The following is a 15,987-nucleotide window of genomic DNA, read 5'->3' as shown; positions in this document are numbered from 1 at the left end:
GATGTTCGATTTCATTATCCACGCCGCACTCAAGCAGCGATTGATCGTCATCTGCGTCTCGCTGCTATTGATCATCTACGGCGCGATCACGCTGCGGCAGATGCCGGTCGATGTCTTTCCCGACCTGAACAAGCCGACTGTAACGCTGATGACCGAAGCCGGCGGCATGGCACCGGAAGAAGTCGAGCAACTGGTCACCTTCCCGGTCGAATCGAGCATGAACGGCATGCCCGGCGTGACGCGCGTGCGCTCGGTATCGGGCATCGGCCTGTCGATCGTGTATGTCGAATTCGAGTGGGGCTCCGATATCTACCGCAACCGGCAGCAGGTCGCCGAACGCCTGAACCTGGTGCGCGAACAACTGCCTCCGGGCATCGTGCCGCAGCTTGGTCCGATCTCCTCGATCATGGGCGAGATTCTGCTGATCGCGCTTCCTGCCGATCCCGCCAAGGTCAGTCCGATGGCAGTGCGCGAGTATGCCGACTGGGTCGTGAGACCGCGCCTGTTGACAATTCCCGGCGTCGCCCAGGTAATTCCCATCGGCGGCGAGGTGCGACAGTACCGCGTCGAGCTCAAGCCCGCCCAGCTCCAGGCCCTCGGCATTGAACGCGAGAAGCTGGAGTCTGCGCTGCGCGATTTCGGCGCCAACACCAGTGGCGGCTTTCTCGAAGTGCAGGGCCGCGAATGGCTGATTCGCCAGATCGGTCGCAGCTCGCGCATCGAGGATTTGCAGAACCTGGTGGTGGCGGTGAAAAACGGTCAGCCCATCCTGCTCAAACAGCTCGCCGACGTCAAACTCGCGCCGGCGATCAAGCGTGGCGACGGCAGCTACAAGGGCAAGCCGGCGGTGATCCTGTCGGTGCAGAAGCAGCCGTCGGCCGACAGTGTGACCCTGACCCGCGAGGTAGAAAAGGCTATCGCTGAACTGGGCAAGAGCCTGCCCAAGGGCGTCGAGGCACCGTCCTTCCTGTTCAAGCAGGCCGACTTCATCGAGCACTCGGTGAACAACGTCGAGGAAGCCCTGCGCGACGGTGCGATCCTGGTCGCGGTGATCCTGTTCCTGTTCCTGCTCAATGTGCGCACCACGATCATTTCGCTGATGGCGATTCCGGTGTCGCTGCTGGCCACGGCGCTGGTGTTCCACTACTTCGGCCTGTCGATCAACACCATGACGCTGGGCGGTCTGGCGATTGCCATCGGCGAGCTGGTCGATGACGCCGTGGTCGGCGTTGAAAACGTGCTGCGGCGGCTGAAGCAGAATCGCGCATTGGCCACGCCGCGCCCGGTGGCCGAGGTGATCGCCGCCGCGACCCTGGAAGTGCGTTCGGCCATCGTCTATGCCACAGTGATCATCGTGCTGGTGTTCGTGCCGCTATTCGTCCTGCCCGGCATCGAGGGGCGCCTGTTCACGCCGCTGGGCATCGCCTACATCGTATCGATTCTGGCCAGCATGATCGTTTCGGTGACGCTGACGCCGGTCATGGCCTATTACCTGCTGCCGCGCATGAAACAGTTGCATGGCGGCGACAGCCCGCTGGTGATCCGTCTAAAACGCTGGGACGCCAAGCTACTGCACTGGTCCTTCAAACACGCACGCGCCTTGCTGGCCGGCGCCCTGGTGCTGGTCCTGATCGTCGCGGCGAGCGTGCCCTTCTTCCCGCGTTCCTTCCTGCCGCCCTTCAACGAAGGCACGCTGACGGTCAACGTGCTGCTCAACCCCGGCACCTCGCTGGCCGAATCCAACCGCATCGGCACGCTGGCGGAACAACTGGTGGCGCAGGTGCCCGAGGTGACCAAGGTCGGCCGCCGCACCGGTCGCGCCGAGCTCGACGAACATGCCGAAGGCGTGCATTACACCGAGATGGATGTCGACCTCAAGGCCTCCGACCGCAGCCGCGAGCAGATCATCGCCGACATCCGGCAACGCCTGGCGAGCCTGCCGGCGGCCTCCAACGTTGGCCAGCCGATTTCGCATCGTCTCGACCACCTGCTGTCCGGCGTGCGCGCCCAGATCGCGCTAAAAATCTACGGCGACGACCTCGACACGCTGCGCGGCCTGGCCGCCGAGCTGCGCGAGCGCCTGGCGAAAATTCCCGGCGTGACCGATCTGCAGATCGAGAAACAGGTGCTGATCCCGCAGGTCAAGATCCGCCTCGACTACGAACAGGCGGCGCGCTACGGCGTCGCCCCGGGCAACCTGCTGCGCAGCCTGGAACAGATGATCGAGGGCGAGCGAATTACCCAGATCATCGAGGGTAACCGGCGTTTCGACCTGCTGGTGCGCCTGCCGGAAAGTGCGCGCAGCCCACAGGCACTGGCCGACTTGCTGATCGAAACCCCTAATGGCTACGTGCCGCTATCGAAAATCGCCAGCGTCGAGGAAAGCGACGGCCCGAACCAGGTCAGCCGCGAGAATTCGCGTCGGCGCATCGTGCTCTCGGCCAATACCGACGGCCGCGACATGTCCAAGGTGATCGCCGACATCCGCGTCGAACTGGCCTCAAAACCGCTGCCGGAAGGCTATTTCACGGCGCTGGAAGGCCAGTTCCAGGCCCAGGAGCAGGCCGCGCGGCTGATCACCCTGCTTGCCGCCGTGTCGCTGACCATGATTTTCATGGTGCTCTACAGTCGTTACCGCTCGACGGCACTGACCCTGATCATCATGGGCAACATTCCGCTGGCACTGATCGGCAGCGTGATCGCACTGTGGATTTCGGGGCAGCCGCTGTCGGTCGCGGCGCTGGTCGGCTTCATCACCCTGACCGGCATCGCCACGCGTAACGGCATCCTCAAGATCAGCCATTACATCAACCTGTGCGCCTTCGAAGGCGAGATCTTCGGTCAGCACATGATCGTGCGCGGCTCGCTGGAGCGCCTGACGCCGGTACTGATGACCGCATTGGTCGCGGCATTTGCCCTGCTACCGCTGCTGCTCTCGGCCGACGCCCCGGGCAAGGAGGTGCTGCATCCGGTGGCGGTGGTGATCTTCGGCGGCCTGATCAGTTCGACGCTGCTCGATACGCTGCTCACGCCGCTGATGTTCTGGCTGTGGGGAAAGCCCGCGCTGGATCGCCTGCTTGCCGCCAAAGAACGTGAAAGTTTCTAATCCCCCCCCACCCACCACAAAGGAGTTTCCCATGAAGAGAGCCTTGCGTTTGATAGCCGCTGCCAGCGTCTTCTGTTTGGCGAGTTCAAGCCTGCTTGCCCACAGCGATGAAGTCCTGGATACCCAGAAGGCGCCCAATGGTGGGCAACTGCGGATGGCGGGGGCTTATCACTTCGAATTAGTGGTAGCCAAGGACAGCAAGGAAACCAAGGACAACCCGGTCATCGTATACGTCACCGACCACGCCGGTGCCAAGATTCCGACAGTCGGCGCTGGCGGCACGGCGACCATCCTCTCCGGCAAGCAGAAAGCCAGCGTCAAGCTGGTTCCCGATGGTGACAACCGCCTCAAGGGCGTCGGCAAGTATGCCTCGACGTCGGACATGAAGGTGGTGGTTGCTATCACCCTCTCGGGCAAGCCCGCCGAGCAGGCGCGCTTTACACCGCTGACTTCGCCGCTGGCCGTGGTGAAGGACGGGCATACGGATCATAAGCACTGACTTTTGTACGAAGTTCCTTGGTCGCAGCCTCATCTACACGTCTTTCTGCAACCGTGTGGAAGATTACAGAAATGTAATTTGTCGGTCAGCTTCCTGTCGGAGTGGGCCGGGCAGACTGTGCCCATCCGCCTAACCAGGGAACTTCGCCATGAAACTTCGTCTTCATTCTCTACTGCTCATTGCCGCGCTTGGTTCAGCGCATGTTTGGGCGCAATCCCCGGCTGCGGTCGAGGTGTTCAAGAGCCCGTACTGCGGTTGCTGTGGGAAATGGGTCGAGCATTTGCGCCAGAACGGATTTCAGGTCAATACCCACGACGTCGAAGATGTCACGGCGTCTAGAAAGAAACTGGGGATGCCCGATCGACTGGGATCCTGCCATACCGCGAAGATCGGCGGCTATGTCGTCGAGGGACACGTACCCGCCGCCGACATCCAGCGACTGCTAAAGGAAAAGCCCAGGGCTCTGGGTCTGGCCGTGCCCTCCATGCCTCCCGGCTCACCTGGCATGGAAAGCGCCACGCCTGTTCCCTACCAAACCCTCTTGGTAAGAACCGACGGCACGACGCAGGTCTTTGCTCAGCACTAAGACAGACCGGAGAACATCGTGAATGCTGTCGCTACAGCCGTCTTGATCGGGACGCCGAACAGCGCGCTTCCGCTCACCCAGCTCAGGGAGGATAAATAACATGCACTCCTTGAAATTTAACCTGGTGGTGGTGTTCGCAGTGCTTGGCCTATTGACAGGGTCTGCTCATGCGTTTGGCCCAATGATGTTGCTCATGTTGCCCATGATGACGGGAAATCATCATGCGATGGGGGACAGTCATGGAGCACGTGAGGAAAACAGGGGGCACACGTCACACGCGGAGCAAAGTCACCTTGCCACTGCAGGCACGCAACCCATACCGCCGACAGATCAATCCGAGCCGTCTCAAGCCCGAAGCGAAGCGGAGTCCGAGCCGGCGCCCAGAGAGAACACCCACTAGGATGCCCGTCCGCCGCATCGAAACTGCGCCGCCTGCCTTCCTCGAATACATGCTGCTCTGGGGATTGGTTGCGGCGGGGATTGCAGCATTCATTGTCTATCTTTGCAGCAAAAGACACGTCAATAAAAATCCAGCGTCAGGATCGAGCGTGGCTCGAAAGAAAAGGCCACGACGGCCCGGCAAATGAGGAATCGCCTTTCAAGTTTGGACAAGTCATCCATGAACCATTTACATTTTCCCCTGGGAGTCCGTAGGCACGGAACACCCTTCGTGTTGGCACTGATACTGTTGCTGGCTTTTGCTGAGGCGACACCCGCACGGGCGCAGGAAGCGGCGCTGGGCACCAGCGTTGAAAGCCTGCTCGACTATGCCAAGGCGCGCAATCCGGAATATGCCGCCATGCGTCTGGAAGCTGAAGCCGCTCGCGAGCGCGTCTATCCGGCCGGAGCCTTGCCCGACCCGATGCTGCGCACCGAGCTGCAGAACGTTACCAACTTCGGCGCCGAGTCCGGCACCAGCTTCAACCTGCTGCCAAGCCGTGTAGGCAGTACCAAATACACGCTGACCCAGCCGCTGCCTTTCTGGGGCAAGCGCGATCTCAAGCGCGATGCGGCCGAGGCTGAGGCCGATGTGGCGCAGGGTAAAGCCGGTATCACCTGGACCGAACAGGCGGCGCGCATCAAGGCCACCTATGCCCAGTATTTCGCTGCGGCGAAGCTGGTCACCCTGACGAAGGAAGTCATCGATCTGATCGATCGCATCGAGGGGATCACCCAGGCGCGCTACGCCGGTGGCCTGGTGCCGCAACAAGACGCGATCCGTGTCCAGGTGGAACGCACCGCGATGAGAAGCGAGCTGATCCAGATGGAGACCGAAAGCCACCATGCGCGTTCCCGCCTCAATGGGCTGCTGGCGCGCCCGGCCCAGTCCGCACTGGCCGTCCCGGAACGTCTGCGGCCGATTCCAGCAGTCGCCAGGCTCGACTATGTGACGCTGGAAGATCGCCTGCGCGGCAGGAATCCAAACCTCTTTGCCGATGACGCGCGGATTCGCGCGGCGGAAAAGAACCGCGACCTGACCTATCGCAACCGCTACCCCGATTTCACTCTCGGCATTTCGCCGATCCAGACGCGCAACCGCGTGAACATGTGGGAACTGATGTTCGAGCTGAACATACCACTGCAACAGGAAAGCCGTCGCAGCCAGGAACGTGAAGCCGAGAAAATGATCGAGGCCAGCCGCGCCCGCAAGGAGGCGACCGCCAACCAATTGCTGGCCGATCTTTCCGAAAACCTGGCCGGCATCAACGCCGCACGGCGCGTGGAAACGCTGGCGCAATCCAGCCTGTTGCCGCAGGCCGAACTCACCTTTCGCGCGGCGCTCGCCGGGTATGAAACCGGGAAGGTGGATTTCGCCACCTTGCTCGACGCGCAACGGCAGATTCGCAAGGCGAAGCAGGACGTCATCAAGGCGCAGGCTGAGCAGCAGGCGCGCCTGGCGGACATCGAACGACTCATCGGGGAAGATCTATGAAACAGGGAACGGGAATGGTGGTCGCCGTCGCGGTGGCGGCAATGGCAGCGGGCGGTGGCTACTGGATCGGAGCGCGCAAAAGCGGTGGCGAGCATGGCGCCGCTCCCGCCGCGCAGTCGACAGCTGTCGCCCCTGTCGGCGCCAGGAAGGAGCCCAAGCTGCTCTACTACCGCAACCCGATGGGGCTTCCCGACACCTCGCCGACGCCAAAGAAAGACCCGATGGGCATGGATTACGTACCGGTCTACGAAGGCGCACAGGAAGAAGAACCAACGCCCGCCAACCAGATCAGGATCAGCACCGAGAAGATACAGAAACTCGGGGTCAGAACCGAGGTCGCCAGTCTGCGCGCACTGGACAAGCTCGTCCGCGCTGCCGGCCGCGTCGAGCCGGACGAGCGCCGCACCTATGCCATCTCGCCCAAGTTCGAGGGTTATGTCGAACGCCTGCACGTCAATGCCACTGGCCAGCCGGTAGCCAAGGGGCAGGCCCTGTTCGAGGTCTATAGTCCCGAACTCGTATCGGCCCAGCGCGAATACGTCATCGCCGCCCAAGGCGTCGATTCCCTCAACGAAGCCGGCAGCGAAGCCCAGGCCGGCATGCGGCAATTGGCGGCGTCGAGCCTGATGCGCCTCAAGAACTGGGACATCTCCGAAGAGCAGCTCAAGGCGCTGGCCAAGTCTGGCGAGACCAAGCGCACCCTGAGCTTCCGGTCGCCGGTGAGTGGCATCGTCACCGAGAAAAAAGCCCTGCAAGGCATGCGCTTCATGCCGGGCGAAGCCCTGTACCAAGTCGCCGATCTGTCGGCCGTGTGGGTTGTCGCCGACGTCTTCGAGCAGGACATCGGACTGGTGAAAGTCGGCGCTGGTGCCACGGTGAAAATCAATGCCTACCCGGAAAAGGTGTTCAAAGGCACCGTCACCTACGTCTATCCGACGCTGACAGCCGAGACTCGCACCATTCCGGTCCGCGTGGAACTCGCCAATCCAGGGCAATTGCTCAAGCCCGGGATGTACGCCCAGATGGAAGTCGCCGTCGCGGTGAAAGGGGCCGTTGTCACGGTGCCCATCTCGGCCGTCATCGACAGCGGCACCCGCCGCATTGTGCTGATCCAGGCCGGGGAAGGTCGCTTCGAGCCGCGCGAGGTCAAGCTCGGCGCGCGCAGCGACACCTATGTTGAGGTCATCGAGGGCGTCAAGGACGGTGAGCCGGTGGTGGTGGCCGCCAACTTCCTGATCGATGCGGAAAGCAATCTGAAGGCGGCAGTCGGCGGCTTCGGACATTCGGCACACGGCGCGGCGCCTAAGGCGGAAGGTGAGGCGTCAGCCAAGGCACCTGCTGGCGCGGGGGCCGAGGCAAAGCAGACGGCGCCTGTCGCCAAGGGTTCCAGCCACCAGGCGGAAGGCAAGCTCGACGCCATCGACGCCAAGGTGGGGACGGTATCCATCGCCCACGGCCCGGTGGACAGCCTCAAGTGGCCGGCGATGACGATGGACTTCGTGCTCGCCAATTCCGCACTGATCGGCACGCTCAAGCCCGGTGCGACGGTCGCCTTCACATTCGTCGAGCGCAAACCCGGTGAGTGGGTGATCGTCAAGCTCGAAGGCACGGGCGCGTCGCGTCCCTCGGCCCATTCCGGCCACTGAAGCGGGGAACGCCATGCTGGCCAATATCATTGAATGGTCGGGCAGGAACCGCTTCCTGGTCCTGCTCGCCACGCTGTTCGTCACGATCGCCGGCATTTATGCCGTACTACGCACGCCGATCGACGCGCTGCCGGATCTGTCGGACGTGCAGGTCATCGTCTATACGGAATACCCCGGCCAGGCGCCGCAGGTGGTCGAAGACCAGGTCACCTATCCGCTCACCACGGCCATGCTCTCGGTGCCGAAATCCAAGGTGGTGCGCGGCTTTTCCTTCTTTGGCGCGTCCTTTGTCTACATCATTTTCGAGGATGGCACCGACATCTACTGGGCGCGCTCGCGGGTTCTGGAATACCTCAACTTCGCTGCCGGGCGCATGCCAAAGGGCGTCACGCCCTCGCTTGGACCGGATGCCACCGGGGTCGGCTGGGTCTATCAGTACGCGCTGCTTGCCAAGGACAAGACGCTGGCTGAGTTGCGCACCATCCAGGACTGGTATCTGCGCTACCAGCTGACCAAGGCGCACGGTGTTGCCGAAGTGGCCTCGATTGGCGGCTTCGTCCAGACCTATCAGGTCACGGTCGATCCGGTGAAATTGCGCGCCTACGGCATTCCGCTGATGAAAGTGGCGCAGGTGATCCGCGATTCCAACCGCGACGTCGGCGGCCGCGTGGTCGAGATGGCCGAGACCGAGTACATGGTGCGTGGCGAGGGCTATCTCACCGGCCGTGGCGACATCGAGATGCTGGTCGTCAAGAGCGAGAAGGGAACGCCGGTACTGATTCGCGACATCGCCCGCGTTGAGCTGGCGCCAGACGAGCGGCGCGGCCTGACGGAGCTCAATGGCGAGGGCGAAGTGGTGTCGGGCATTGCCATGGCCCGCTATGGTCAGAACGCACTGGAAGTCATCCATAACCTGAAAGCCAAGATCGCTGAAATCGGCCCCGGCTTGCCTGCGGGGGTGACGGTGGAAACTGTGTATGACCGCTCGGAGCTGATCCACCGCGCGATCGACACCCTCAAGCGGACACTGCTTGAGGAATCGATCATCGTTGCTCTGGTCTGCATCGTCTTCCTGCTGCATGTCAGGAGCGCCCTGGTCGCCATCCTGATGCTGCCGGTCGGGGTACTGATTGCCTTCATCGCCATGCGCTCGCTGGGCATGAACTCCAACCTGATGAGTCTGGGCGGCATCGCCATCGCCATCGGCGCCATGATCGACGCCGCCATTGTCATGATCGAAAACGCGCACAAGCACCTGGAGCGCCTGCCGGAAGGCCACTCGGCCAAAGATCGTGCCGATGCCATGCTCGCCGCCTGTAAGGAGGTCGGACCGGCGCTGTTTTTCTCGCTGCTGATCATCACGGTCTCCTTCCTGCCGGTGTTCAGCCTGGAAGGCCAGGAGGGCCGGCTGTTCTCGCCGCTGGCCTACACCAAGACATTCTCCATGGCCGGCGCGGCGCTGCTGTCGATCACGCTGGTGCCGGTGCTGATGATGTTGTTCATTCGCGGCAAGATCATGCCGGAAGCGAAGAACCCGGTGAATCGTTTCCTAATCTGGGTCTATCGGCCAATCATCGCCGGCGTGATGCGCTGGAAGAAGATGACCATCGCGCTGGCGTTGCTGGCCCTTGGCGTCTCGATCTATCCGGCCACAAAGCTCGGTTCCGAGTTCATGCCGACGTTGAATGAGGGAACCCTGCTCTACATGCCGGCCTCCCTGCCGGGCATGTCGATCACCAAGGCAGCGGAGCTCATGCAGACGCAGAACAAGATCATCAAGAGCTTTCCCGAGGTCAGTTCGGTCTACGGCAAGGCCGGTCGCGCCAACACGGCGACCGACCCGGCACCGACCGAAATGTTCGAGACGGTGATCAATCTCAAACCGGAATCAGAATGGCGCCCCGGGATGACCACCGACAAGTTGATTGCCGAACTCGACAAGGCGATGCAATTCCCCGGCGTCGCCAACGCCTGGACCATGCCGATCAAGGCGCGCATCGACATGCTGTCCACCGGTATTCGCACGCCGATCGGCATCAAGGTTTTCGGCAAGGATCTGGCCGAGATGGAGAAGCTGGCCAAGCAGATCGAAGCTGCCGTGAAAGCCGTTCCCGGCACCACCAGCGCCTTTGCCGAGCGCATTACCGGCGGCTTCTATATCAATATCAAACCGGACCGCGAGCAACTGGCTCGCTATGGTCTGGCAATTGGCGATCTTCAGGACGTGATCGGTACGGCGCTGGGCGGCGAGATGGTGACCACCACGGTCGAGGGCCGCGAGCGTTTCGGCGTACAGGTGCGTTATCCGCGCGAGCTGCGCTCCGATCCGGAGCAGATCGCCCGCGAGGTGCTGGTGCCGACCATGGCGGGGGCAATGATCCCCCTGGGGCAGCTGGCGAAAGTGGAGGTGGCCAAGGGGGCGCCGTCGATCCGTACCGAGAATGCGCTGCTTTCCGCTTACATCTACGTCGACATCCGCGACCGGGACATCGGCGGCTATGTCGCCGACGCAAAGAAGGCCGTGGCGGAAAACGTCAAGTTCCCGCCCGGCTATTACGTCACATGGAGCGGTCAGTTCGAGTACATGGAGCGGGCCATTGAAAAAATGAAGGTCGTAATCCCGGTGACTCTGTTGTCGATCTTCCTGCTGCTCTACCTCAACTTCAAGCGTCTGACCGAGACCTTCATTGTCATGCTTTCGGTGCCCTTTGCGCTGGTCGGCGGAGTCTGGTTGATGTGGCTGCTCAACTACAACCTGTCGGTGGCGGTGGCAGTCGGCTTCATCGCGCTGGCCGGAGTGGCGGCCGAGACGGGTGTCGTCATGCTGATCTACCTCGATCATGCGTGGGAAGCGGTGAAGAAAAAGTCGGCGCTGGCGGGACGGCAACCGGGCGCTGAGGACCTGTATGCGGCTGTGATGGAAGGCGCGGTGGAGCGCGTTCGACCGAAGATGATGACCGTCGTGGCGATCATGGCCGGCCTGCTGCCCATCATGTGGGGTACCGGAACCGGATCGGAAGTCATGAGCCGGATTGCCGCTCCGATGGTCGGCGGCATGATTTCGTCGACGGTGCTGACGCTGGCCGTGATTCCGGCGATCTATGCGCTGGTCAAGGAATGGCGCTTGAAGCGCGGTAGCGAAGGGGTAGCAGTTATCGGAGCTGATCGATAAGAAATCATGAAGGAGACATCATGTTCAAGACAGGTTTGATTGTTGCCGGTGCCGCCGTTGTCGCCGGCTGTGCTCCTCATTTGCACCAGTTGCAGGCCGACTCTTCGCCGGCATTGGTCCGCGGTGAGTTCATCCACGAGAATCCTCGGCGCCTCACCCTGACGATCGGAGATCGACCCTACACCGCAGAGGGATTCGAGATTCACCGCCACACCAATCTGGCCGAACTTCAACGTCGCTACAAGGGCACCGATCCCAAGCATTGGGATCGAATCTTCGCCGGGCACGACCGGAGCCATGAAGTCTATTCGGCAGAGCCTGTACCAAGAGCGCAGGACGGGGCCGAATTGTCGTGTCGCCTGACATGGGGAGCGGGCAAACCACCTCAAGGCATCTGTCAGGACCAGTCAGGAAAGGAATATCAAGTTCGTTTCGATTGAAGTCGTCAGGTGAGGAAAGCCGAGCACCAAACCATTGTTCAACTCGCGGAGAAAGTGATGTCGAAGAAGATGTGGCTGGTTGCGGCAGCGTTGCTCACGGTGTTGCTGGGAGGCTGCGTCACTAGCGGAGCTTATTCCGGCAGTGGTTCCAGCAGCGGGTCAAGCGGTGGCCACTCCCACTGACCTCGTCCGAAAACTACGGAGTGCTGCCCACCGTTGGCGGATGGCATTCCGCGCTTGGCGCGAGGAAAACGCCAAGGCACACGCCACGGCAAAACCTGCGGCCTGCTGTTCCGCACCGCCTCCCGGCAGTAATCAAAAACGAGAAAGCAACCCATGAATCCAGAAGCCAGCCATCACCATCCCGAGCCGTGGTATCGATCCCGAGGGAGCGTCGTCATTGCCATGATCGCAGTCATCGTGCTTTTCTTTGTGATTCGTGAGCATTGGGAGCATCTGACCGGAAGATGGATCTATCTACTGCTTCTGCTGTGCCCGCTGATGCATTTCTTCGGTCACGGTGGGCATGGCGGACACGGCAAGACAGGAGGGAGCAATGCCGAGAATTCGTAGGCGATTGCGCGTGGCAGGACTGATCGCTGCCTTCAGCCTGCCCAGCCTGGTGGTACAGGCCCAGGGCTGGCAGGTGCCCAAGCCCAGCCCCGGCCTGATGCCCAATCCGGCAGTCGGCAAGAAGCTATTCGGAACGCACTGCGCTTCGTGCCACGGCGTTGCGCTGCAAGGGTCGGACAAGGGACCGCCGCTCCTGCATCGTATCTATGAGCCATCGCACCACGCCGACATTGCGTTTCAACTCGCGGTCAAGAACGGCGTGCGCGCCCATCACTGGCAGTTTGGCGACATGGCGCCAGTGCCCCAGGTTACGCCCGATGACGTGGCGCACATCACGGCCTATGTGCGTGCTGAACAGAAAAAAGCAGGTATCCGCTAAGGCATAGCCGCGAACGAAGCGGACTCCCAGCACCGACATGAACACTCGTACCAATGCCTTGCGTCGGGCGCGACAACAAGCCATGGAACCGCCTTGTGCGGCAGCGTACAGACCGTGATTGAACTTGCATCTAAAAGAGACGTTCTCGCAATTGGCCATACGGACTCCGTCAGCGAGAACCGGGGCCGATGGCGCAAGCCTTGGCGATTGGCAGTCGCCAGGAATGTTGGCATCACGTTATTCAACTCTGAAGGAAGATCCCTATCAAAACCTCAATACTTGTTGCTGCAATCGTTGGTTCCACCTTGTCGATGCCTATCCTGGCGGCTCAGGACAAAGCTGCACCGGCCAAGCCGGCGATGAGCATGGACATGGACAAGCAAATGCCCAAGATGCAGGAAAAAATGAAGGCGATGCAGGCGCAGATGGACAAGATCCACAAGACGACGGATCCGACGGAACGCCAGAAGCTGATGCAGGCGCACATGCAGGCGATGCAGGAAAACATGAAGATGATGCGCGGCATGGGTGGCCCGATGATGATGGGCGCAGGCGATCACGGCAGCATGAAGATGGGCGACAAGAAAGGCGCCATGATGGGGGGCGACATGATGCAGCACCACGAAATGATGGAGAAGCGCATGGACATGATGCAAATGATGATGGAGCAGATGATGCAGCGCGATCAGGCCATGGGGTCGATGCCCGCCAAGTAAAGCGGACATTGATGGCGCCTGGGCAGCGCGAACATGATGCGCAGATCGTATGCGGCTGCGCCGTGCCGCTCAACGCGGCCTTGGCCGACCGACCTGTATAGATTGTGACTACGATAACGACACCCCGCGATATGGCACGGGCAGGTCTGTGGTCGGCGCTTGCCTTTGCCTTGAATCTGGCCTGGGAAATCGCCCACGTCAGGCTATACACGCTGTGGGCGTCGGCGGATGGTTTGAGTGTCGCATGGGCGCTGTTTCATTGCACCCTGGGCGATGTCGTGATTGCGCTCGCGATGTTTGCGCTGGCAGTCGTCATGCTTGGAGACAAGGACTGGCCGATATCGCGCCCATGGGGCGGTTGTGCAATCGTCGTGGCCGGCGCGATGGCCTATACGGCATGGAGCGAGTGGTACAACGTCTATCGCGCTGGTAGCTGGGGCTATACCACGAACATGCCGCTGGTTTTCGGCATTGGTCTTTCGCCACTCTTGCAGTGGCTGGTCTTGCCGCCCGTGATGGTGGCCGTCTATCGCGCGCTGGGGCCGGGACTGCTCGGCCGACATGAAACGCTACCCACAATTCAAACAAACGATTTCAAGAGAGGTTCGCCATGAAGGCCGAGATTAATCATTCGCACCATGAGCACGCGCACGCTCATGCACATGCGAGTTTCACGACTCCGGACGCCGCCGCGGCGTCAAGTGGCACACGTTACACCTGCCCAATGCACCCCGATATCGTGCGCGACGCCCCAGGCAGTTGTCCGAAGTGCGGCATGGCGCTGATCCCGCTGCTCGACAGCATCCCGCGCGCCGCCGAATATACCTGCCCAATGCATCCAGAGGTTCGCAGTCTGCAGCCCGGCAGTTGCCCAAAATGCGGAATGGCCCTGGTCCCCGTCGCGGGCACGGGAGCATCGGATGACTCCGAGTTGCGCGACCTTGCGCACCGGCTGTGGATCGGTGTCGCGCTGTCAATCCCGCTGGTGGTGCTCGCCATGTCGCCGATGATCGGTCTGCATGATTTGTTCGGTCTTCAGCCACGGTTACGCGGCTGGGTCGAGTTCGTGCTGGGCACGCCAGTCGTGCTTTGGGTCGGTTGGCCGATCCTGCACAAATTCTGGCTTTCGCTGGTCCAGCGGTCGCTCAACATGTACACGCTGATTGGACTTGGCGTGGGCCTGGCCTATGTGTTCAGCCTTGCCGCGGTGCTGATGCCCGGTTTGTTTCCGCCGGAGTTCCGCGAACACGACGGTGCCGTCGGAACCTACTTCGAAGCGGCGGCGGTGATCGTGACGCTGGTGATCCTGGGTGACTTCCTGCAATTGCGAGCGATGGGGCAGACCAGCCAGGCGATTCAGCAATTGCTGAAACTCGCACCCAACCTCGCTTGGCGGTTGCGCGATGACGGTAGCGAGGAGCAGGTTGCGCTGGAGACTGTCGCCGTCGGCAACCGGCTACGCGTCAAGCCAGGCGAGAAGGTGCCGGTGGACGGCACGGTGCTCGAAGGCAGCAGTCGCATCGACGAGTCCATGATCACCGGGGAACCGGTGCCGGTGGCCAAGGCCACGGGCGACAAGGTTACCGGTGCCACCGTCAACGGCAATGGATCACTGCTGATCCGTGCCGAGCGCGTGGGTGCGGACACGCTGCTGGCACGCATCGTTCATATGGTGGCGGAGGCGCAGCGCACACGCGCACCGATCCAGCGGCTTGCCGATGTCATCGCGGCTTACTTTGTCCAGATTGTCGTGGCTATCGCCGTCGTCACGGCGCTCGTATGGTGGTTTGCCGGTCCGGAGCCGAGGTTGGCCTATGCCTTCTTGAACGCCGTTGCCGTCTTGATCATCGCCTGTCCGTGTGCCGTCGGCCTTGCGACGCCGATCTCGATGACTGTCGCCATGGGGCAAGGAGCGCGCGCCGGCATTCTGTTCCGCAATGCCGAAGCGATTGAACGCATGCGTGACATCGACACCCTGGTGGTGGACAAGACCGGCACCTTGACACTCGGCCATCCCGCGCTGACCGATTTTGTCGTCGATGGCATTCCAGAAGATGAAGCGCTCGCGCTCGTCGCCGGAGTGGAACAGCTTTCGGAGCATCCGATAGGACTCGCGATCGTCGCGGGCGCCAAGGCGCGCGGCCTTGCGCCACCGCAAGCCGAGGCATTCGATGCGATCAATGGCCTTGGCGTGCAAGCCGATATTCATGGCAAGCGCGTACTGGTCGGCAGTTCGGGTTTTCTCAAGCAACGCGGTGTCGATACGCAGCAGTGGGAGGCACGGGCGGAAGCCTGGCGAGCCGAAGCCAAAACGGTGGTGTTCTTCGCCATTGGTGGCGCAGCCGCAGGAATTGCCGCCGTCGCAGATCCGATCAAGGAGAGCACGTCTGAGGCGATTGCAACGCTCAAGAGCGCGGGGGTACGCATCGTGATGCTTACCGGCGATTCGCGCAGCACCGCTGCAGCCGTCGCCCGGCAACTCGGCATCGACGAGGCGCTAGCCGAAGTGCTGCCGGAGGACAAGGCGGGTCATGTGAAGCGCTTGCAGGCCGAGGGGCGCAAGGTCGCAATGGCCGGCGATGGCATCAACGATGCACCCGCACTGGCACAGGCGGACGTCGGCATCGCCATGGGCACCGGCACCGATGTGGCCATGGAAAGCGCCGGAGTGACGCTGGTCAAAGGCGACCTGCGCGGTATCGCGCGCGCCGCGGTCCTGTCGCGCGCCACGATGCGCAACATCCGTCAGAACCTGGTGTTCGCTTTTGGCTACAACGCACTCGGGATCCCGGTTGCCGCCGGGGTGCTCTACCCGGCGTTCGGTTTGCTGCTGTCGCCGATCTTTGCCGGCGCCGCGATGGCATTGAGCTCGGTATCCGTAGTCACCAATGCGCTACGACTGAATCGCGTCAAGCTGTGACCTAGATGACCTGGCCG

12 protein-coding genes are annotated in these 15,987 nt (G+C 61.8%); all 12 read left to right on the top strand.

Annotation, left to right across the window (positions count from 1 at the left end):
* Nucleotide 1 precedes the first annotated feature (1 nt).
* The 12 genes from J0M27_RS13345 (at nt 2) to J0M27_RS13290 (ending at nt 15,970) form a co-directional block, all read left to right on the top strand.
* Complete coding sequence (locus J0M27_RS13345) at nt 2-3,106, top strand: efflux RND transporter permease subunit (protein ID WP_294992456.1); 3,105 nt, start codon at nt 2-4, stop codon at nt 3,104-3,106.
* A gap of 31 nt (nt 3,107-3,137) precedes the next feature.
* Nucleotides 3,138-3,605: a hypothetical protein gene (locus J0M27_RS13340; RefSeq protein ID WP_294992453.1), complete on the top strand. Its 468-nt coding sequence runs from the start codon at nt 3,138-3,140 to the stop codon at nt 3,603-3,605.
* Between the two features lie 148 nt (nt 3,606-3,753).
* Nucleotides 3,754-4,191 (top strand): DUF411 domain-containing protein, encoded by a 438-nt coding sequence (locus J0M27_RS13335; protein ID WP_294992450.1) that lies wholly within the window; start codon nt 3,754-3,756, stop codon nt 4,189-4,191.
* 670 nt (nt 4,192-4,861) lie between these two features.
* Nucleotides 4,862-6,124: a TolC family protein gene (locus tag J0M27_RS13330; RefSeq protein ID WP_294992447.1), complete on the top strand. Its 1,263-nt coding sequence runs from the start codon at nt 4,862-4,864 to the stop codon at nt 6,122-6,124.
* On the top strand, nt 6,121-7,770 hold the full coding sequence (locus J0M27_RS13325; protein ID WP_294992444.1) for an efflux RND transporter periplasmic adaptor subunit: 1,650 nt from the start codon (nt 6,121-6,123) through the stop codon (nt 7,768-7,770). Before J0M27_RS13330 ends, J0M27_RS13325 begins: the two co-directional genes overlap by 4 nt.
* A 13-nt stretch (nt 7,771-7,783) precedes the next feature.
* Nucleotides 7,784-10,942: an efflux RND transporter permease subunit gene (locus J0M27_RS13320; protein ID WP_294992441.1), complete on the top strand. Its 3,159-nt coding sequence runs from the start codon at nt 7,784-7,786 to the stop codon at nt 10,940-10,942.
* Nucleotides 10,943-10,962: 20 nt separating this feature from the next.
* Complete coding sequence (locus J0M27_RS13315) at nt 10,963-11,382, top strand: hypothetical protein (RefSeq protein WP_294992438.1); 420 nt, start codon at nt 10,963-10,965, stop codon at nt 11,380-11,382.
* Nucleotides 11,383-11,718: 336 nt separating this feature from the next.
* Nucleotides 11,719-11,955 (top strand): DUF2933 domain-containing protein, encoded by a 237-nt coding sequence (locus tag J0M27_RS13310; protein ID WP_294992435.1) that lies wholly within the window; start codon nt 11,719-11,721, stop codon nt 11,953-11,955.
* A 10-nt stretch (nt 11,956-11,965) separates the two neighbouring features.
* On the top strand, nt 11,966-12,334 hold the full coding sequence (locus tag J0M27_RS13305; protein ID WP_294992432.1) for a cytochrome c: 369 nt from the start codon (nt 11,966-11,968) through the stop codon (nt 12,332-12,334).
* Between the two features lie 311 nt (nt 12,335-12,645).
* On the top strand, nt 12,646-13,050 hold the full coding sequence (locus J0M27_RS13300; protein WP_294992537.1) for a hypothetical protein: 405 nt from the start codon (nt 12,646-12,648) through the stop codon (nt 13,048-13,050).
* 131 nt (nt 13,051-13,181) lie between these two features.
* Entirely contained in the window at nt 13,182-13,664 is a 483-nt protein-coding gene (locus J0M27_RS13295; protein WP_294992430.1) for a hypothetical protein, read from the top strand.
* 110 nt (nt 13,665-13,774) lie between these two features.
* Nucleotides 13,775-15,970 carry a copper-translocating P-type ATPase gene (locus J0M27_RS13290; RefSeq protein WP_365962770.1) on the top strand — a complete coding sequence of 732 codons (2,196 nt, stop codon included), beginning with the start codon at nt 13,775-13,777 and terminating at the stop codon, nt 15,968-15,970.
* Nucleotides 15,971-15,987 lie beyond the last annotated feature (17 nt).

The organism is Sulfuritalea sp. (assembly GCF_017302275.1).
In the GTDB taxonomy this organism is placed as follows: Bacteria; Pseudomonadota; Gammaproteobacteria; order Burkholderiales; family Rhodocyclaceae; genus Sulfuritalea.
The sequence above is the reverse complement of the archived record's forward strand: the minus strand, read 5'-3'. Positions and strand labels throughout refer to the sequence as shown.

Excerpts from the sequence above, each read along its gene's own strand:
- J0M27_RS13320 (WP_294992441.1), top strand. The coding sequence starts at position 7,784 with ATGCTGGCCAATATCATTGAATGGTCGGGCAGGAACCGCTTCCTGGTC.
- J0M27_RS13335 (WP_294992450.1), top strand. The coding sequence starts at position 3,754 with ATGAAACTTCGTCTTCATTCTCTACTGCTCATTGCCGCGCTTGGTTCA.
- J0M27_RS13345 (WP_294992456.1), top strand. The coding sequence starts at position 2 with ATGTTCGATTTCATTATCCACGCCGCACTCAAGCAGCGATTGATCGTC.
- J0M27_RS13340 (WP_294992453.1), top strand. The coding sequence starts at position 3,138 with ATGAAGAGAGCCTTGCGTTTGATAGCCGCTGCCAGCGTCTTCTGTTTG.
- J0M27_RS13310 (WP_294992435.1), top strand. The coding sequence starts at position 11,719 with ATGAATCCAGAAGCCAGCCATCACCATCCCGAGCCGTGGTATCGATCC.
- J0M27_RS13295 (WP_294992430.1), top strand. The coding sequence starts at position 13,182 with ATGGCACGGGCAGGTCTGTGGTCGGCGCTTGCCTTTGCCTTGAATCTG.
- J0M27_RS13325 (WP_294992444.1), top strand. The coding sequence starts at position 6,121 with ATGAAACAGGGAACGGGAATGGTGGTCGCCGTCGCGGTGGCGGCAATG.
- J0M27_RS13315 (WP_294992438.1), top strand. The coding sequence starts at position 10,963 with ATGTTCAAGACAGGTTTGATTGTTGCCGGTGCCGCCGTTGTCGCCGGC.
- J0M27_RS13290 (WP_365962770.1), top strand. The coding sequence starts at position 13,775 with ATGCACCCCGATATCGTGCGCGACGCCCCAGGCAGTTGTCCGAAGTGC.
- J0M27_RS13300 (WP_294992537.1), top strand. The coding sequence starts at position 12,646 with ATGCCTATCCTGGCGGCTCAGGACAAAGCTGCACCGGCCAAGCCGGCG.